Consider the following 15,185-nt stretch of genomic DNA (forward strand, 5'->3'; position numbering starts at 1 on the left):
CCACACCCCCTTTCCCCGAGAGCGCCGCAGGCGCGAAGCCACTCTTGTCGCGAGAAAGCGCTTGTGAGGAAGAGCATTCTTCCCTTTCTCACAAGAAGTTGAAAGCCCTGAGTTCGCCCTGGTTGTGGTATGGGGATGTAGCATGGGCATTCGCCCATACTACATCCCCATACCATCCTAACCTTTAAGCGCCGCAGGCGCGAAAGCTTACGCTAAGGGCGGACCTTGGAGAAGTCGCGGAAAATTGCCTGCAAGACAGTTGATAACTGAACTGTTTAAAAGTATACTAATTCGAGCAGCCAGGCGAAAGGCGCGCCTGGAGGTTCCGGGCGAGGCTCATTTGTCTTGCCAGAGAAGCAAAGGAGGGCGGCAAGTCCTCTCATTTCTTGTAAGGGATGAGGGCTCTTTGCCACAATCAGTATAGAGAGCAAGCATGTTGCTGTTGAGCAAGATGTATATCGTCTACTCATGAAGACATCTGTTCTCCTGGATGATAGCGATCGTCAATTCTTCGCTTCATATGGGGTGAACACACGTCGGTACTGGGCATTGCAACACCTGGATGAGCAGCAGGGTTGTTCGATGGTAGAGTTAAGTCGCGTTTTGTTTACGGATAAAAGTAACGTGACCGGCATTGTTGACCGGCTGGAGAGTCAGCAGCTTGTTGAGCGCAAGACTGATCCTGGCGACCGGCGTGTGATCCTGATCACGCTGACAGCGCAGGGCCGTCAACTGCGAGATCACTTACATGGGCTGCATGAAGCTCATATCTGCAAACAATTGAATATTGTCGATATTGAGCAGTTAGCTCATGTGCGCGATTGCCTGCGTGCATTCAGCGAGAATATCGAGCTCTACCTGGAACAGATCAAAGCTTCATCTCTGCCCTGATACACCTGAAAAGCGTACCAGACAGGCTCTACGCCAGCAGTACCGATATCCACACTATCCATCACGCAGTGTTGCGTGGAAAATTTCCTGGCACCTATGCCTATTCTATTCGTTCTCGCTTATGTAGTACGCTATGCATAGATACATGCTGATTTTCTTATAACGCATGTGCTTTGTGTTTGCTACTCTGGAGCCGTGGCTCATAGTCTATATGAGTAATTATAAATCTCTCTATTTTATGGAGGTTCGAGGTCATGTCATTGAAGCGTGTCCTATCACTCTTGCTCCCGCTCACGATCCTGTGCGCGATGCTCCTGTCGGCTTGTGGCGGTGCAGATTCTTCTTCTTCCCCATCGACGGGGCCTGTCACTCTGAATTACTGGTACACCGAGGGAACGGCTGAAGCCCCTGTGATTCTTGATCTGATCAAACAGTTCGAGAGCCAGAACCCCAATATCAAGATCAACGCTCAGCTCGTTCCATTCGCCGATGCCCAGGCCAAGTTCGCGACGGCGGCCCAGGCGGGTACCGCTCCCGACTTCCTGCGTTCCGATGTGGGTTGGGCGACCCAGTTTGCCTCCTCACGCTACCTCCTCCCGATTGATCCGATGGTCTCGCAGAGCGACCTGGCCGACTATCTGCCTTCGGCGCTCAACTACGACAAATATAATGGCAAGCTCTATGGCCTGCCCCAGGTGACCGACTTCCTGGCCATGCTCTACAATAAAGATGTTCTTGCCAAAGCCGGGATTACCACCCCCCCTACCACGATGAAGGACTTCGAGGCCGACGCCCTGAAGGTCCAGCAGTCGAAGGCCGCCAAGTATAGCTTTGAGACCTCTGGCGCCTCCTACTTCGCCCTGCCCTTCTTCTGGTCATTCGGTGGCGGCATGATCGACAACAACAGCAAGATCCAGGTTAACAGCCAGGGTTCGGTTGATGGTATGAACTTCCTGACCAAATTGCAGAACCAGGACAAAGTCATGCCAGCCAAGGTCGACTTCAACAATGGCTACAACAACATGACCACCGATTTCAAAGATGGTCAGACCGCCATGATCTTCCAGGGTCCCTGGGAGGTTTCGAACATCCTTACCGGTTCCGCCTTTACCTCCAACCACAGCAATCTGGGTATCGCCGCGATCCCCGCGGGCCCCACGGGTGTGACTGGCTCCCCAACGGGCGGCCATACCTACGTGATCTACGCTGGCACCAAGCATCCTGAAGAGTCCTACAAGTTCATCTAGTACAGATCTCCTTCATGAGCTCGACCAGCAGCCAGGTTGCGATTGCCAAAGCCAACCATACGCTGCCCACACGCCAGTCGGCCTATGCTGACAGCACGGTCAAGTCTGATCCAGTCATCTCTGGCTACTACGCTGTTCGCCAGGTAGCGGTCAGCCGCCCTGTGATTCCTCAGGGTGGACAGCTGTTCAAAGACTTCGATCCTGCCGTTCAGGCCATCCTGGCTGGCGCGAAGGCTCCTGCCGATGCCCTCAATGGCGTGGCAGCTAGCTGGCAGAAGCTTCTGGCTTCAAACTAAGCTGATGGCTTTTCTGTGATGGGTGTACCGTGGCAGCCTACGGCTGCCACGGTACACCCATCACAGAAAAATTTTCTCCACGCGATGGTTGAGAGGAGACACGTGTATCATGGCAGTAATTACCGAACCGCCTGGTTCAAATTTATCTGCCCAGCAGGTCAAACGCGAGAGGAAGCAGCAGTTTAAGATTGCTGGTCGCGCCTATCTCTGGCTTCTGCCCATACTCATCAGTATGGCAGTTATTGTCTACTACCCCCTGATTTATGGCATTGTGCTAAGCTTTACCAATGCCAATCAAGATAACATCGCACTCCACCTGGGTAGTACCACTCTCCCGGCGACATACAAATTTGTTGGCTTTCAAAACTATATCGATATCATCCAGAGCTGGTTTACGCCCGGCAGCGATGGAGCGCATATCCTCTTACAAACCGTGATCTGGATTGTCGCCAATATCGTGCTGCACTTTGTTATCAGCCTGGGACTGGCCCTCATTCTGAATCGCAAAATGCGCTTCCGCGCCATCTATCGTGTCCTGTTGATGGTACCCTGGGCCATGCCACAGTATGTATCCGCCTTTGGCTGGCTTTTCCTCTTTAACCAGCAGTATGGTTTTATTGATGTGGCCCTGCAAAGCATGCACCTGCCCATCATTCCCTGGGCCTCGGATCCCAACTGGGCGATTGTCTCGGTCATTATCGTCAACGTCTGGCTCGGCATCCCCTTCACAACTGTTACGCTTCTGGGTGGACTTCAGAGTATTCCAACAGAGATGTACGAGGCATCCGCCATTGATGGAGCCACCCGTTGGCAGGCATTGCGCTTTATTACACTTCCCATGCTGCGCCCAATCGCCTTCCTGGTGACGCTACTGGATGTCATCTGGACGTTTAATGCCTTTAGCATCATCTATCTGATTACGCAGGGTGGCCCTTTCAATCGCACGCAGACACTGGTAACATACGCCTGGGTTCAGGCTATTCAGGGTAAGCAGCTCTTTGGCGTTGGTGGAGCCTATGGCGTCATCATCCTGTTGATCTTGCTCATCTTTACCTTCTTCTATTCGCGACTGTTGCGTGCTAATGAGACTGTCTACTAGGCAGGCAAAAGGAAAGACCCATGGCAGAAATTACTGATAGAGTGAGTCAACCTTCTCTGAGTAGTCAGAAGGTTGTGCAGAAGAGACGCAGTGGAAAGCGCATCGGCCGCACGCTTGAGTCGCTGGGGGCGCACCTGATCATGATTATCGTGGTCATTCTCTGCGTCTTCCCCCTGATTGTGATCATAGCGACCTCGCTCAAGCAGCCGCAGGACATCTTTACGGCCAGTTTCCAGCTCTTCCCGTCTCACCCCACGCTGGACAACTACGCCCATGTTTTGACTGACAATGGTGGCATCTTTTTCACCTGGGCCTTTAACAGCTTCAAGATCGCCATTCTGACAACGATTGTGGGCGTCCTTTTCGCGGCCCCGGCGGCCTACGCCGTCTCACGCTGGAACTTCCTGGGTAAGCAGACCATCCTGGTCTCCTTCTTGATTACACAGATGTTCCCGGGCGTGCTCCTGCTCGTGCCGCTGTACAATTTATATGTGCAGTTTAACCTGATCGATAATCACTACGGCCTGGTAATTGCCTATGCGACCACGGCCCTCCCTTTCAGCGTCTGGATGCTGAAAAACTTCTTTGATACTGTACCCAAAGAGCTGGACGAGGCGGCCTATGTTGATGGCTTGAGCTCGTTCCAGACCTTCTGGCGCATCGTCCTGCCCCTGACCATTCCTGGCGTGGCCGTAGTTGGTTTCTTCAACTTCATGGCCGCCTGGAATGAGTTCGTGCTGGCCTTCACCTTCCTGAACGATGCCCATAACGTCACCCTGCCCGTGGGCATCAAGGACTACGTCCACAACTTCGGCGCGGACTGGCACCTGCTGACCGCTGCGGCCGTCCTGGTGACCATTCCTGTGCTCATTGTCTTCCTCTGGGCGCAGCGCTACCTCATCACCGGCCTTACCGGCGGCAGCGTCAAAGGCTAGTAATCGCGCTTCCTATCGGTACACCAGAATAAATTATAGGGTCCAGGCTAGCCTGGACCCTATAATTTATTCTGGTGTACCGATTAGGGGAGAATCCAGACGCTGGCGTTGGTGAAGCTGACCTCGGTAGAGGTTTCTCCGTTGTAGGTGAGTAGCCCAACGTTCCCGCTAGAAAAGGACTTGTCCTTCACACGATTGACAAAGTGCTGGTTTATGTAGAGTAAAATATCCGTTCCATGAGCGATCACTGTAAACAAATTTTTCTGGTTGTACCCACTCCTGAAATAGGGAGTATGCGAACCCTCCAGGATGACAGGGCTGGCTCCATTCCTATTATAAGCAGTTAGATGGTATGTACCAGTAGTATCGACACGCCAGACATAATAGGTGTGAGTGCTGGATGAACTACGGAAAGTGATGCCGCCCGCGTATCCTTTGAGGATATTTACCTCGACCTGAAAGGCAAAATTCTCGTACATCTGTCCTGAGGTGCAGTAATAAAAATATTTTGGCCGTGTCTCGATGACATGGTAAGAGCCATTCTCGAATTGGCAGCTTGACGTATGCGTGTCTGATAGAGGCGAGGTTATGTTCCAATAACTCTTGTCGGCATCGCTCAAAGAATCAGCATCGATTGGCGGTTTGCTTGTCACACTTGAGTAGAGCGCCTGAGGATCAACTGTGCCATAATCCAGTTGTGCATTCTGTATCTTCTGCTGTAGATCTATGTTGGATGCGTTTGTGGTTGGAGGATGCTGAGGGTGCTGCAAGAATAAAATAGTGAACAGGCTACCCGCACTTATGGCAACTACGAGTATAAGAATAAAGGCCAGGATAAGCCCGATTTTTCCCCATCGTTTTGGTTGCCTGGGCACAATTGGCGTAATCACTACAGGGGCATAAGCTTGCATAGGCTGAGCGACTGGTGCATAGGTTGTATAGGGTGTGGGCGCTTGTAAGGTTTGCAAGCCTGAATTAGCATATTCGCGGAAGGCAGTTTCTTCCACAAAAGGTTCAGTTGGCTCAAAAGGCTCAGGAGGAATTTGAACCGGGGCCTGGCAGAAAGGACAAACCCCACTTCCTGCGGGTAGTTCAGCATGACAAATACGGCATTGCATACGTATTTTGTTTCCTTACATATACTGATATGCTCTCAAATAGATGTGCTTGATTATGCCATATATCAGTCTGCTTGTATAGAGAGAAAGGGATGAGGTGTAGACACCTCCTCATCGGAGAATGCCCTTCCCTCATCCCATGACTAGTTGTGGCTACTCAGCGCAGAGCTGGACGCCGCCGAAGCAGGTTACCCCTTCACCCTGGATGAGGACGGCTCCGGCCCGGTTGGGGAGAACCTCTATCCAGAGTCCTAGCTGGACCTCCAGGCGCTCAGGCTGGGCGCTTTCGGAGACGTAGAGGGCGAGTCCACCCTGTCCTAGTGGTTGCTTGATGGCCAGCACCGGGTTATCCTGCTGGATGCTCTTGCTCTCCATATCAAGCACGAGCTGGTAGACCTGGCGTAGCACGTCGTGACTGGCTGAATGCTCCAGTGGCACGCCTGACCAGGTGATCTTGCCCTTGCCCAGGTGGAAGACCTTGAGCCGGTTGTGGGCCTTGCGAATATAGGACAGCTTCTCGCGCTCAAAGCTAAGCTGGCAGCGCTCCAGGCCCTCGCCCTCCAGGTATTCATAGTGGCTGACCGGCCCTGGCTCATCTACCTGTGCCCCTTCGGCGAACATGGCCGGTACGTGCTGCCGGTTATGTGTGTCGCGGGTCACAACGCCACTCACAAAGAGGGTGCTTCCCCGCTCTACAAAGCTCTGGAGCGCCTGCCAGGCGTCGGTGTCAAATGTCTGAATGCCTGGTGCAAAGATAAAGCGAGGTTGATGTCTGGCCTGCGCCAGTTCCACGAGCTGGTGTTCCCCGACCACCTGGGGCACGATGCCAAAGTCATAGCCCAGGACGCGAATGCTCTGCCGGATGGCCTCTATGGCCAGCTCGGGCCGTACGAACCACTGCGAGTAGGGGATAACCACCCACACCTCTGGCAGGGGACCCTCCTTCGCCAGGTGCGGCTGAATGCTCTGCATCAGGCGCCCAAATTCTAACATGACGCCCAGTTCGGGTTTGGCGCTGCCATCGGCGCGTACCAGGCCGATGCTGTTCTCGTTCTCATTTGCCATATACGCGTTAATGTGCCAGAGCCACTGGATCATGCCCGCGCTGCGCGCGATCAAGGTCATGATGAATTTGCGTTCCAACAGGTTGGCCTGCTCCTGCTCGCTGCGCCAGGGACGTCCGTCCACATCGCGTACGAACATGACGCCAACCTCCTGCTGGAGATTGGGTTTTCCCACTGTCTTGTCCAGTAGCATATCGCAGAGCATGTCGTCGATGTTCCACCAGGGATGTGTGGTCGTGTAATCGACGACGGGAGCGTAAAACTGCGGAGAGATGCGCGCGCCTGCCTCATCCTGGCCGACACCTATCAGGGTCTGGCTGCCCGCGTCGCGGATCGCGGCATTCATGTGCTCGACCCAGCGCGTAAATATCTCCTGTGAGAAGAGGGTATAGTCCATGACCTTGAGCATATGCCGGTTCGCGGTGTAGCGAGGAGTGGTCTCGTAATCCCTGGCCTGTGGCAGGCTTACCTGCTCCCAGCGCTCCAGGTTCGCCGTGGTCTCACGCCAGCGCGCGCGCAGCTCGGCCAGGCTGTAGCGCTGCATGAGCCACTGCTGGAACGCGGCCAGTTCAAAGCGGTCATAGTTGGGGATGGGACGCTCGCTGAAGATGCGTTTGGGGTCGCCAAAGCTGGGTTCGTTGATCAGGTCCCAGGAGACGCTCTCGACCGCCGCGTAGTGCCGTGCGAAGGCCGCGACAAACTCCTGCTGACCCTCGATAGAGCGTAGATCGAGCCAGGGATTCTCGCCCTCGAAGAGTGGAGGTGAGAAGGCAAAGAAGTTGAAGATAACCTGGATATCGTGCCTGGCAGCCGTCATGACGAAGGCATCTAGCGCCCGGAGCGCAGCCTCATTCGGAATGCCTGCTACAAACATGAAATCGCGCCATGCCGTCCAGATGCCGGTGCGGATGAGGTTAATGCCAGCGCGCTTCATGGCGGCGAAATCGCGCTCCCAGCGTGCCGGGTTGGGCAAGGTCAGGAACTTGCGCTGCACCTGGCTATCCATATAGGTGGTACCAAAGATGTGGAAGCGCTCTCCCTGCTGGTAGAGGTAATCGCGGCCCGCCGTTAAGCGTTTATTTTTCGTGCTCTCGACCAGGGCCTCGTCCCAGAGCCAGAAGCCGTTCTTGCGCTGGATGGCAGTTATCTGCGCGCCATGTGTCGAAACCTCGATCTCGTAGAGGCCAGGTGTTTTTAGTGTTGGCAACTGTACGCGTTGCTCGCCCGCTATCCCTCCAGGGAACGTTAGCTCTCGGGTCTCCAGGATTTCGCCATCGGGTGCTGAAATGGTAACGCGAGCCTGCAAGGTATGGCGTGAGCGTGTGGAGACCAGGACCGTGGGTGCCTCGCCGGGCTGATAGCAGGCGAATTGTGGGCGTGCCTCCAGCGTATGCGTGCCCTCGGCTGCCAGGAGCAGGCTTTTCTGGAGTGCGTCCGCATTGGCGAGCCAGTCCTCTTTAGTGGCAGGCCGCCAGGGAGAGATCAGCCAGCGGCCGCCCTTAAAATGCCCCGAGCGTTGGTCAAGCATCATGAGCGGTGCGGCGAGTGGTTGGGCCTCCGCTTCGTCGGCGTTACGCAGGAAGAGGAGTGGTGTCAACTGGGTGTCTATGGGGCCTGACGATCCCAGGTCGGTAGGCTGGTCGTTGGCCTGCGTCAACATGGGGTAGAAGGACCAGAAGTTTCCGACCTGCGCACCTGAGAGTTGCCAGGGCTGCTCACGCAGGAAGGCGGCTTCTTCCGAGGGGGCCAGGCGCAGGCTGGTAGTGGGCAGGTGTAGCGGGTAGAAGGGTCCTAGATAGAGCTGCTCCGTGTAGGCCTGTTGCTCGGGGAGGACGTTCCCCTCGCTATCTACGGGTCGCGTGAAGGGCATGCCGCCAAAGATGGCGAGGTTGCCACCCTGCTGGAGGAAGCGCAGAATGGCTGGCCAGGCTTGCTCAGGGAAATAAGCGCCATGAAAGGATACCAGGAGTGCGCACCCCTGGGCCAGCGCTGTAGGCAACTCCTGGGCATTCGCCACCTGGAAATCTCCTGGCACCAGGCGTGTCAGCTCTTCGGGCGAGCAGCCGCCTGGATAAGTCGCGTCAAGAAATACAAGCATATTTTTATTCGTTGGGAGTGGTTGGAGCATAGTGGAGCTTTCTACTACAAAATAATGCCAATTGTAAGGTTGCTATGTTACGCGCGGTGGGGAGCGACCGAGGCGCGTTTGACCAGTTCTACGTTGATGATGCTGGCCGAGTTGACCATATCGGGATCGGCTGCTTGCATGAGCAGGCGTTTGACCGCGATGCTTCCCAGCGCCTCCTTATCGACGTGAACGGTGGTCAGGGCTGGCGTGAGATGCTCGACCATGGCGATATCGTCAAAGCCAACGATGGAGACATCTTCGGGAATAGAGCGTCCCGTTTCACGCAGGGCCTTCATCGCTCCGATTGCCGTTTCGTCGTTTGCGCAAAAGAGGGCCGTGAACGGCTTTCCAGCCTGGAGCAAGGTTTTACACGCCTCATAACCGCCATCAGTTGAGAGCGTACACGCTGCGATCAGGCTGTAATCAACGGGGATGCCAGCGTCTAGCAGGGCTGTCCGGTAACCCGCGGCTCGCCGCTCGATGGTATAAATTGTCTGGATTGGTCGTGGCCCGGGTGTGGCAGGCCCGCCAATGAATGCGATTTGCCGATGCCCCTGCTGGAGAAGATGCTCTACCGCCATCCTGGCGCCCTCGAAGTTGTCGCATAGGACCGTATCGATTTTGAGCCCGCGCACAAAATTATCGACCAGCACAAGGGGGATGTTAATCTCTTTGATGAGTTGAATGGTCTCGGCCTCGGCTGGGCCTACCAGCAAAATGCCCCCCAGTTGCATCTCTTGCAGGGTGGTGCGCAGTAGTTGGGGCGTTGGCACCAGGTGGCCTACATCACGATAGGTTACCTTGCTATTCGTTTTGCGCGCCTCGGCCTCTACTCCATGCAGGATGGGCGACCAGAAGGGGTTGCTGATGGCCGAGCCTGTATCGACGCTGGAGCAATAGAGAAAGCCAAATTCTTTGATGGCTTGATAGCCCTCGCGCCGGGTATCCTGCATAACCTGTTTGGAGTATCCGAGATCCCTGGCTGCGCGCAGCACACGTTGTCGCATCTCCTCCGTCACATTGGCGTGATTATGAAAGACACGCGACACCGTGCCTACGGAGACCTCTGCTTTGCGTGCGATATCTTTTACCGTGACTGAATTGGGCACTGATGTAGCCCCTTTCTGACAGCATCAAGCCTGAATTTAGCAACAACAGGCAGTACCAGGTTTCCCTGTTGTGTTTCATTGAAATGAATGTACTATATTTTCTCTTTGTCGTCAAGGATAGATCCTGTCCCTTCGCGCCTGCGGCGCTCAGGGGTAAAGGGTGTGCGTAGAAAACGGCAAAGTCGTTTTCTACGCACACCCTTTACCCCTGAAGGTTTGTGCAGCGAGCCGAGACAAGAGCCAGAAGAGATTTAGAAGACCTTCCTGTCCCCTGCGTCCATGCCCCATACAGTGAATGTTCAATGAATAATTGAAGCACTGCTAGGCCTCTGCGACCTCGGGTTGGCGGCGGATGCGGGGATCGGTGAAGATATCATATTCGTCACGGCTGGTGCTCGAAAACTCTGAGACGATGGCGCCCTCCTCACCAGCCTGGAACCAGTGCAGGGTATCAGGGGGAATCGTGTATTGCTCGCCGGGATGAAGCTCGATCTCATGGAAAACGGTATAGTAGTCCTCGCTTCCCGTGGGAATGTGTGCCTGGATCGTGGCTGTCGGCTCGCCCTCAATATAGAGCCAGACCCTGCCCCAGCGGCAGCGAAAGGTCTCCATCTTTCCTGGAATCGAGCCTATAGGTGGATGTTTATGCTCCGGGCAGATCTGGTGAGGCAAGAGCACAAGCTCTTTAGCGCAGTAGCGATCAGTGTTGATATAGGTGATAAGTTCAAGGCCAGTGCGCTCGATCTCGCCCAGGCCAAAGTCCGCGATCTCAATTGCCCTATGCTCCTCAGGTGTGAGGAGGATGCCTTGCCGGGCAAGCATTTCGGCGGTTCGCGCTTGAAGTTGATCAACCTGGCTCTGTTTCAGCATAAAAATAACCTTCCTTATTAGTTTCACTTCGCCTGCCTATTATTATACTAGCCCAGACATCTTGTCTGGGCTAGTAATATGTGAGAACCTGAGTTTACGCTACCAATAGGCGTGCAAATTTATTACTCTAGAGTACTCTGTGTCTTTGGATCCTTCTGCTCTGTGGGTAGGATTATGTGCAGGTAGATGAAGGCGAGCAGGAGAAACAAGATTCCGAAGAATACCGCACTTATGCGTGTGGGCGTTAGCGAGGAGGAAGCTAAGAGGCTCCAAATGAGAGCATAGAGCCCAAAGAGTATGCATACCAATGGCGCCCAGAACCGAAGAACTTTCATGCTATATCCTAGTATTCTGTCATGCTTCAATGGATGGGTAAAGACGCTTGAGCTTGATGCGCGCATCAGCCGTGGTAAAGCGCCAGTTGATGGTCACTTTTGCCTGGTTGCGCTCCTGCTGCCAAGCATCCACCTGAGCAGTAAGCGCCTGCATGTTGGGAAAGCGATCGGACAAGCATTGCCGTGCGAGAACGGACAGTTCGATCTCGGCCATATTCAGCCAACTCCCATGCTTGGGCGTGTAATGGATCTCCAGTTTTTCGGTCAGCCGTCGAGCTTCTGCGGGCTCAAAGACCTCGTAAAACGAGGAAGGCGTATGCGTGTTGAGATTGTCCATCACGAGCACAATTTTTTCGGCATGGGGGTAGTGAAGGTCAATCACATCACGCAGAAACAGCGCCCAGTCCTTTTTGGTTCGCCGCTTGCTCACGCGCACCTGGCACGCTCCCGTTTCCGGCTCCATGGCGAGAAACACGCTACACACTCCTTTGCGTTCATATTCGTAATCGACGCGCTCTGGCTCGCCGGCTTCCATCGGGATCGGCTTGCGCGTGTGAGCCAGCACTTGTTTGCTTCCCTCATCCATACACATCTTCGGCACCCGCGGATCATAGGGACGCTGGTACACTTCCAGCACATCCTCCATGTGATACACACATTCCGCATTCGCTTCTGGCGGAATGCAGAAAGGCTTTTTTCGCCACGGTTTCAGTTCATTTTTTTTAGTGTGACCCAGACGGTATTGTGGCTGATCTGATCAATGTACCCCAGTTGCACCAGCTTCTCGGCGAGCATCCGCATCGTCCAACGCTTTTGTCCCCCTTCCGTCTGGCTACAGGCCAGCGTGACCAGGCGTGCTTCCAGTTCTCCATCCATTTTCCGCTTCTGGGGCCGTTCCGGCTGTGGACGCCGCACCAGAGCATCCAACAGCCCTCCCTCAACAAAGCGTTTGCGCACCCGTTCTACTGTGGCCCTTCCGACTGAGAGCGCTTCGGCGATCTGCTCATCTGTCCACCCTGGCCCTCCCTCTGCCTGATCGGCTTTCAGTAAAATTCTCGCGTGTGTCTGACTGCGCGCTGTTGCCTTCCCTCCTGTCAGCAGGCTTTCGAGCATCTGGCGTTGCTGGGCATCTAACTGGACGCTATACTTCTTCATGGAGCCTCCTTGAATGGATCTGTTTCGTTTGTCCTTCAAGGATACTCCATCTTTTTCAGCTCATCAAATCAAGGATGACAGAGTACTAGTATGTATCTCCTTATGAAATGAAGCTAACTTTGTTGCATAACACAACAAAAACACCGGGTCAATCTTACGGCTCGCTAACCCGCGTACATCCTGTATGCAAAAGGTGTACGAAGGTATCGCTCACCGACCAGACTTCCCGGTGCACCTTATGAAAATACCTTTAAAGCTTTCTCTTAGTATATCATGCGCTTGCTCGCTATGCAACTGAAGCATTATATACACCAGAGCTTAATATAGGCGCGAGATTTTAAACACATATCAGGCGTATTAGCTAAAAATCAGAAGCTACTGAATTCTCTACAGAGTACACAACTAGCCGCCCAACCTAGGTGATGCATGGTATAAGTAGCTGCTGAACATGCCGAGATACAAGAATAATGCAGGCGTTTCAGGTAAGCTTGCGCTTTAACAGACCTTTATTGAGCATTTTTTGAGCGCAGATGCTTGACTTTACAACTACCCCGCTACTATACTGAGAACGGTTGGTCGTTTACGCCTTTTAGAGATAACAAGGCGGACAGCATACCATTCATTAGGAAAACACAAATCTGTCACCCTAAGGAGGAACCGAATGGACGAGGGTAGTAGTCGCCCTCCCAGCTTGTGGAGGTTGTACGACCCTTTTTCGGCCGGAAAAGTGCTGCTGAATTGATCTGAGCGCAGTTTTTTATTATCCCTGCTTCCCCTGGCCTCATTTCACGGCTCGCTTTTCCGTTCATATGACCGGAGGCGAGAAGCGTGATTCATCCTCTTGCGATCCTCACCTTCTCCGCAACAAGAGTAGCATGTGCTACTTCTTTTTACTCCTGATAAGTTCATGCTCGCGACATGACCATGAAGAAATAGTATGGTCTGGCGTCTTTGCGTGCCAGAAATTGTGCTGGCTGCTTGATAGATGGCAGCCAGGGACGTGTGTGCGCTTTTTTTATGCATATTGCTTGCTTATTAGGACTTGTACTCAGCCTATACACCGATAACAGGGGAAGAGATAATAGAACAGCGGAGGTCTTTTGCATGGCACAAGTCTATGTTCCTGACGATGCTCGTGTGCGTGAGCAAATCCAAAGTAGCACCAGCAGCTCTATGGGGGGATTGCCGCCCACGACACGACGTGAAGAAGAGGAGGCGCCTAGACGTCTGGGTGGTGTAGATGTACTTATCGTGTGTGTGGTGCTCGGGCTCATCGCCTTACTAGTGGTGGCCGCGTCGCGCTGGGTGGCGCCGCTTACACCCAAAGTCTCTATCTCACTAGCTCCCAATATGTTGCCAGCCTACGCCGGCTACTCGATGTTGCGCATGATGCTCGCGTACATCCTGTCGCTCATCTTTACCCTGGCCTATGGTCACTTTGCAGCCACGCGCCCACGCGCTGGCCTGGTGATGGTTCCCTTGCTGGATATCTTGCAGAGTATTCCCGTACTCTCGTTTCTACCCGCTGTTGTGCTCGCGCTAGTGGCTGCCTTCCCGCATAGCAATATCGGCCTGGAGCTGGCAAGCGTACTGCTGATCTTTACCGGGCAGGCCTGGAATATGACTTTTAGCTTTTATCACTCTGCTCGTACACTGCCCAAGGATCTGCAAGAATTTTCCGCGATAGCCAATCTGCGCCCCTGGCAGCGCTTCCTAAAGCTGGAGGTTCCCAGCTCCATGATCGGCCTTATATGGAATAGTATGATGTCCTGGGCCGGTGGCTGGTTCTTTCTCATGGCATCCGAACAGTTCGTCCTGGGCGATCATTCCTTTCAATTACCTGGACTGGGATCATACCTCCAGGCTGCGGCCAATGCCGGAGATACAGTAGCTCTCTTCCTCGGACTAGGGACGCTGATCGTGCTGATCATTCTGATCAATTTCTTCTTCTGGCGTCCCCTGGTGGCCTGGGCCGATAAATTTAAGCTTGAGTTAGGGAGTGAAGCTGATCCACCGACCTCGCCCGTGCTCTCGTTGTTGCGCCATTCAGCACTGGTAGCAGGCATACAGGCCAGAATCTTTCGCCCGCTTGGTGACCTCCTGGCGGGCCTGCTCAATCGCTTGCAGCCGCTGCCATCTGTACAGCAAGAGAGGATGTTAACAAGAAAGAAGGGCCTGGATGCTGGACGCTTGTTGAATGTTTTCTGGCTTCTGTGTCTCCTGGGCGTTGTGGGATGGGGACTCTGGAATATGGTTGTTCTGCTCGCGCATATCTCATTCGCCGGTTGGGGGCGCTTATTCATCGCTGCTGGAGCTACCTGGCTGCGCACCCTGGCCGCCCTGCTGATTGGTGTGGCCTGGACGCTGCCCCTGGGGGTGGCGATTGGTCTCTCGCCCCGCTGGTCGAAGCGGCTTCAACCGGTGGTGCAGGTGGTGGCCTCTATTCCAGCGACGGCCTTCTTCCCAATTTTGTTGCCCTTGTTGGTCAGCCTTCCGGGTGGCCTCTCGCTGGCGGCGATTGTGCTGATGCTCCTGGGTACTCAGTGGTATGTGCTCTTTAACGTCATCGCGGGCGCGATGGCTATTCCTAATGATCTCAAGGAGGCCGCGACCACCTACCAGGTTACAGGCTGGCGGCGCTGGCGTGTGCTGATCCTCCCAGGCATCTTCCCCTACCTGGTGACGGGCCTGCTGACTGCCAGCGGTGGCGCGTGGAACGCGAGCATCGTCTCGGAATATGTTCAGTTTAATGCCCATACGGTCCAGACGGTCGGGCTGGGAGCGGAGATTGCAGCAGCGGCCACTGCCAATAATTTCGCCCTCCTTCTGGCTGCGACACTGCTCATGGCCGCCTTTGTTGTCGTCATTAATCGTCTACTCTGGAAACGTCTCTACGCGCTTGCTGAGCGTCGCTATACTCTTGGATAAGCAGGAGGAG

The 15,185-nt window shown here is 54.3% G+C and carries 11 protein-coding genes; 6 read left to right on the forward strand and 5 right to left on the reverse strand.

Annotated features, from left to right (window positions below):
* Positions 1 to 468: 468 nt before the first annotated feature.
* From KRAC_RS64120 to KRAC_RS49560, 5 genes are all read left to right on the forward strand, one after another.
* A complete protein-coding gene (locus KRAC_RS64120) occupies positions 469 to 891 on the forward strand; it encodes a MarR family winged helix-turn-helix transcriptional regulator (protein WP_007920279.1) in 423 nt (140 codons plus the stop codon).
* A gap of 254 nt (positions 892 to 1,145) precedes the next feature.
* On the forward strand, positions 1,146 to 2,138 hold the full coding sequence (locus tag KRAC_RS49550) for an extracellular solute-binding protein (protein WP_083815165.1): 993 nt from the start codon (positions 1,146 to 1,148) through the stop codon (positions 2,136 to 2,138).
* Positions 2,139 to 2,152: 14 nt separating this feature from the next.
* A complete protein-coding gene (locus tag KRAC_RS69835; protein WP_083815166.1) occupies positions 2,153 to 2,434 on the forward strand; it encodes a type 2 periplasmic-binding domain-containing protein in 282 nt (93 codons plus the stop codon).
* Between the two features lie 109 nt (positions 2,435 to 2,543).
* Positions 2,544 to 3,533, forward strand: coding sequence for a carbohydrate ABC transporter permease (locus KRAC_RS49555; protein ID WP_007920281.1), 990 nt, complete (start codon positions 2,544 to 2,546; stop codon positions 3,531 to 3,533).
* Between the two features lie 20 nt (positions 3,534 to 3,553).
* Positions 3,554 to 4,468, forward strand: coding sequence for a sugar ABC transporter permease (locus KRAC_RS49560; protein WP_007920283.1), 915 nt, complete (start codon positions 3,554 to 3,556; stop codon positions 4,466 to 4,468).
* A gap of 83 nt (positions 4,469 to 4,551) precedes the next feature.
* On the opposite strand, the gene KRAC_RS49565 is transcribed toward KRAC_RS49560, so the two are convergent.
* From KRAC_RS49565 to KRAC_RS69840, 5 genes are all read right to left on the reverse strand, one after another.
* Positions 4,552 to 5,586, reverse strand: coding sequence for a hypothetical protein (locus KRAC_RS49565; RefSeq protein WP_007920285.1), 1,035 nt, complete (start codon positions 5,584 to 5,586; stop codon positions 4,552 to 4,554).
* 153 nt (positions 5,587 to 5,739) lie between these two features.
* Positions 5,740 to 8,778, reverse strand: a complete 3,039-nt coding sequence (locus tag KRAC_RS49570; protein WP_007920287.1) for a beta-galactosidase — start codon at positions 8,776 to 8,778, stop codon at positions 5,740 to 5,742.
* A 47-nt stretch (positions 8,779 to 8,825) separates the two neighbouring features.
* The gene (locus KRAC_RS49575; RefSeq protein WP_007920289.1) at positions 8,826 to 9,887 is read right to left on the reverse strand and encodes a LacI family DNA-binding transcriptional regulator; all 1,062 of its coding nucleotides are present in this window, start codon (positions 9,885 to 9,887) and stop codon (positions 8,826 to 8,828) included.
* A gap of 321 nt (positions 9,888 to 10,208) precedes the next feature.
* Positions 10,209 to 10,757, reverse strand: coding sequence for a D-lyxose/D-mannose family sugar isomerase (locus KRAC_RS49580; protein WP_007920291.1), 549 nt, complete (start codon positions 10,755 to 10,757; stop codon positions 10,209 to 10,211).
* A gap of 354 nt (positions 10,758 to 11,111) precedes the next feature.
* A protein-coding gene (locus KRAC_RS69840) for an IS630 family transposase (protein WP_085954436.1) occupies positions 11,112 to 12,247 on the reverse strand; the annotation gives its coding sequence in 2 pieces (ribosomal slippage) (positions 11,112 to 11,818 and positions 11,818 to 12,247; 1,137 coding nt in all).
* Between the two features lie 1,104 nt (positions 12,248 to 13,351).
* On the opposite strand from KRAC_RS69840, the gene KRAC_RS49600 reads away from it, so the two are divergent.
* Positions 13,352 to 15,175 (forward strand): ABC transporter permease, encoded by a 1,824-nt coding sequence (locus KRAC_RS49600; protein ID WP_007920295.1) that lies wholly within the window; start codon positions 13,352 to 13,354, stop codon positions 15,173 to 15,175.
* Positions 15,176 to 15,185: the final 10 nt, after the last annotated feature.

The sequence above is a fragment of the Ktedonobacter racemifer DSM 44963 genome (assembly GCF_000178855.1).
GTDB classification, from domain to species: Bacteria; Chloroflexota; Ktedonobacteria; order Ktedonobacterales; family Ktedonobacteraceae; genus Ktedonobacter; species Ktedonobacter racemifer.

What these genes read in the sequence shown, in the direction of transcription:
- KRAC_RS64120 (WP_007920279.1), top strand. Translation starts at nt 469, where the DNA reads ATGAAGACATCTGTTCTCCTGGATGATAGCGATCGTCAATTCTTCGCT.
- KRAC_RS49550 (WP_083815165.1), top strand. Translation starts at nt 1,146, where the DNA reads ATGTCATTGAAGCGTGTCCTATCACTCTTGCTCCCGCTCACGATCCTG.
- KRAC_RS69835 (WP_083815166.1), top strand. Translation starts at nt 2,153, where the DNA reads ATGAGCTCGACCAGCAGCCAGGTTGCGATTGCCAAAGCCAACCATACG.
- KRAC_RS49555 (WP_007920281.1), top strand. Translation starts at nt 2,544, where the DNA reads ATGGCAGTAATTACCGAACCGCCTGGTTCAAATTTATCTGCCCAGCAG.
- KRAC_RS49560 (WP_007920283.1), top strand. Translation starts at nt 3,554, where the DNA reads ATGGCAGAAATTACTGATAGAGTGAGTCAACCTTCTCTGAGTAGTCAG.
- KRAC_RS49565 (WP_007920285.1), bottom strand. Translation starts at nt 5,586, where the DNA reads ATGCAATGCCGTATTTGTCATGCTGAACTACCCGCAGGAAGTGGGGTT.
- KRAC_RS49570 (WP_007920287.1), bottom strand. Translation starts at nt 8,778, where the DNA reads ATGCTCCAACCACTCCCAACGAATAAAAATATGCTTGTATTTCTTGAC.
- KRAC_RS49580 (WP_007920291.1), bottom strand. Translation starts at nt 10,757, where the DNA reads ATGCTGAAACAGAGCCAGGTTGATCAACTTCAAGCGCGAACCGCCGAA.
- KRAC_RS49600 (WP_007920295.1), top strand. Translation starts at nt 13,352, where the DNA reads ATGGCACAAGTCTATGTTCCTGACGATGCTCGTGTGCGTGAGCAAATC.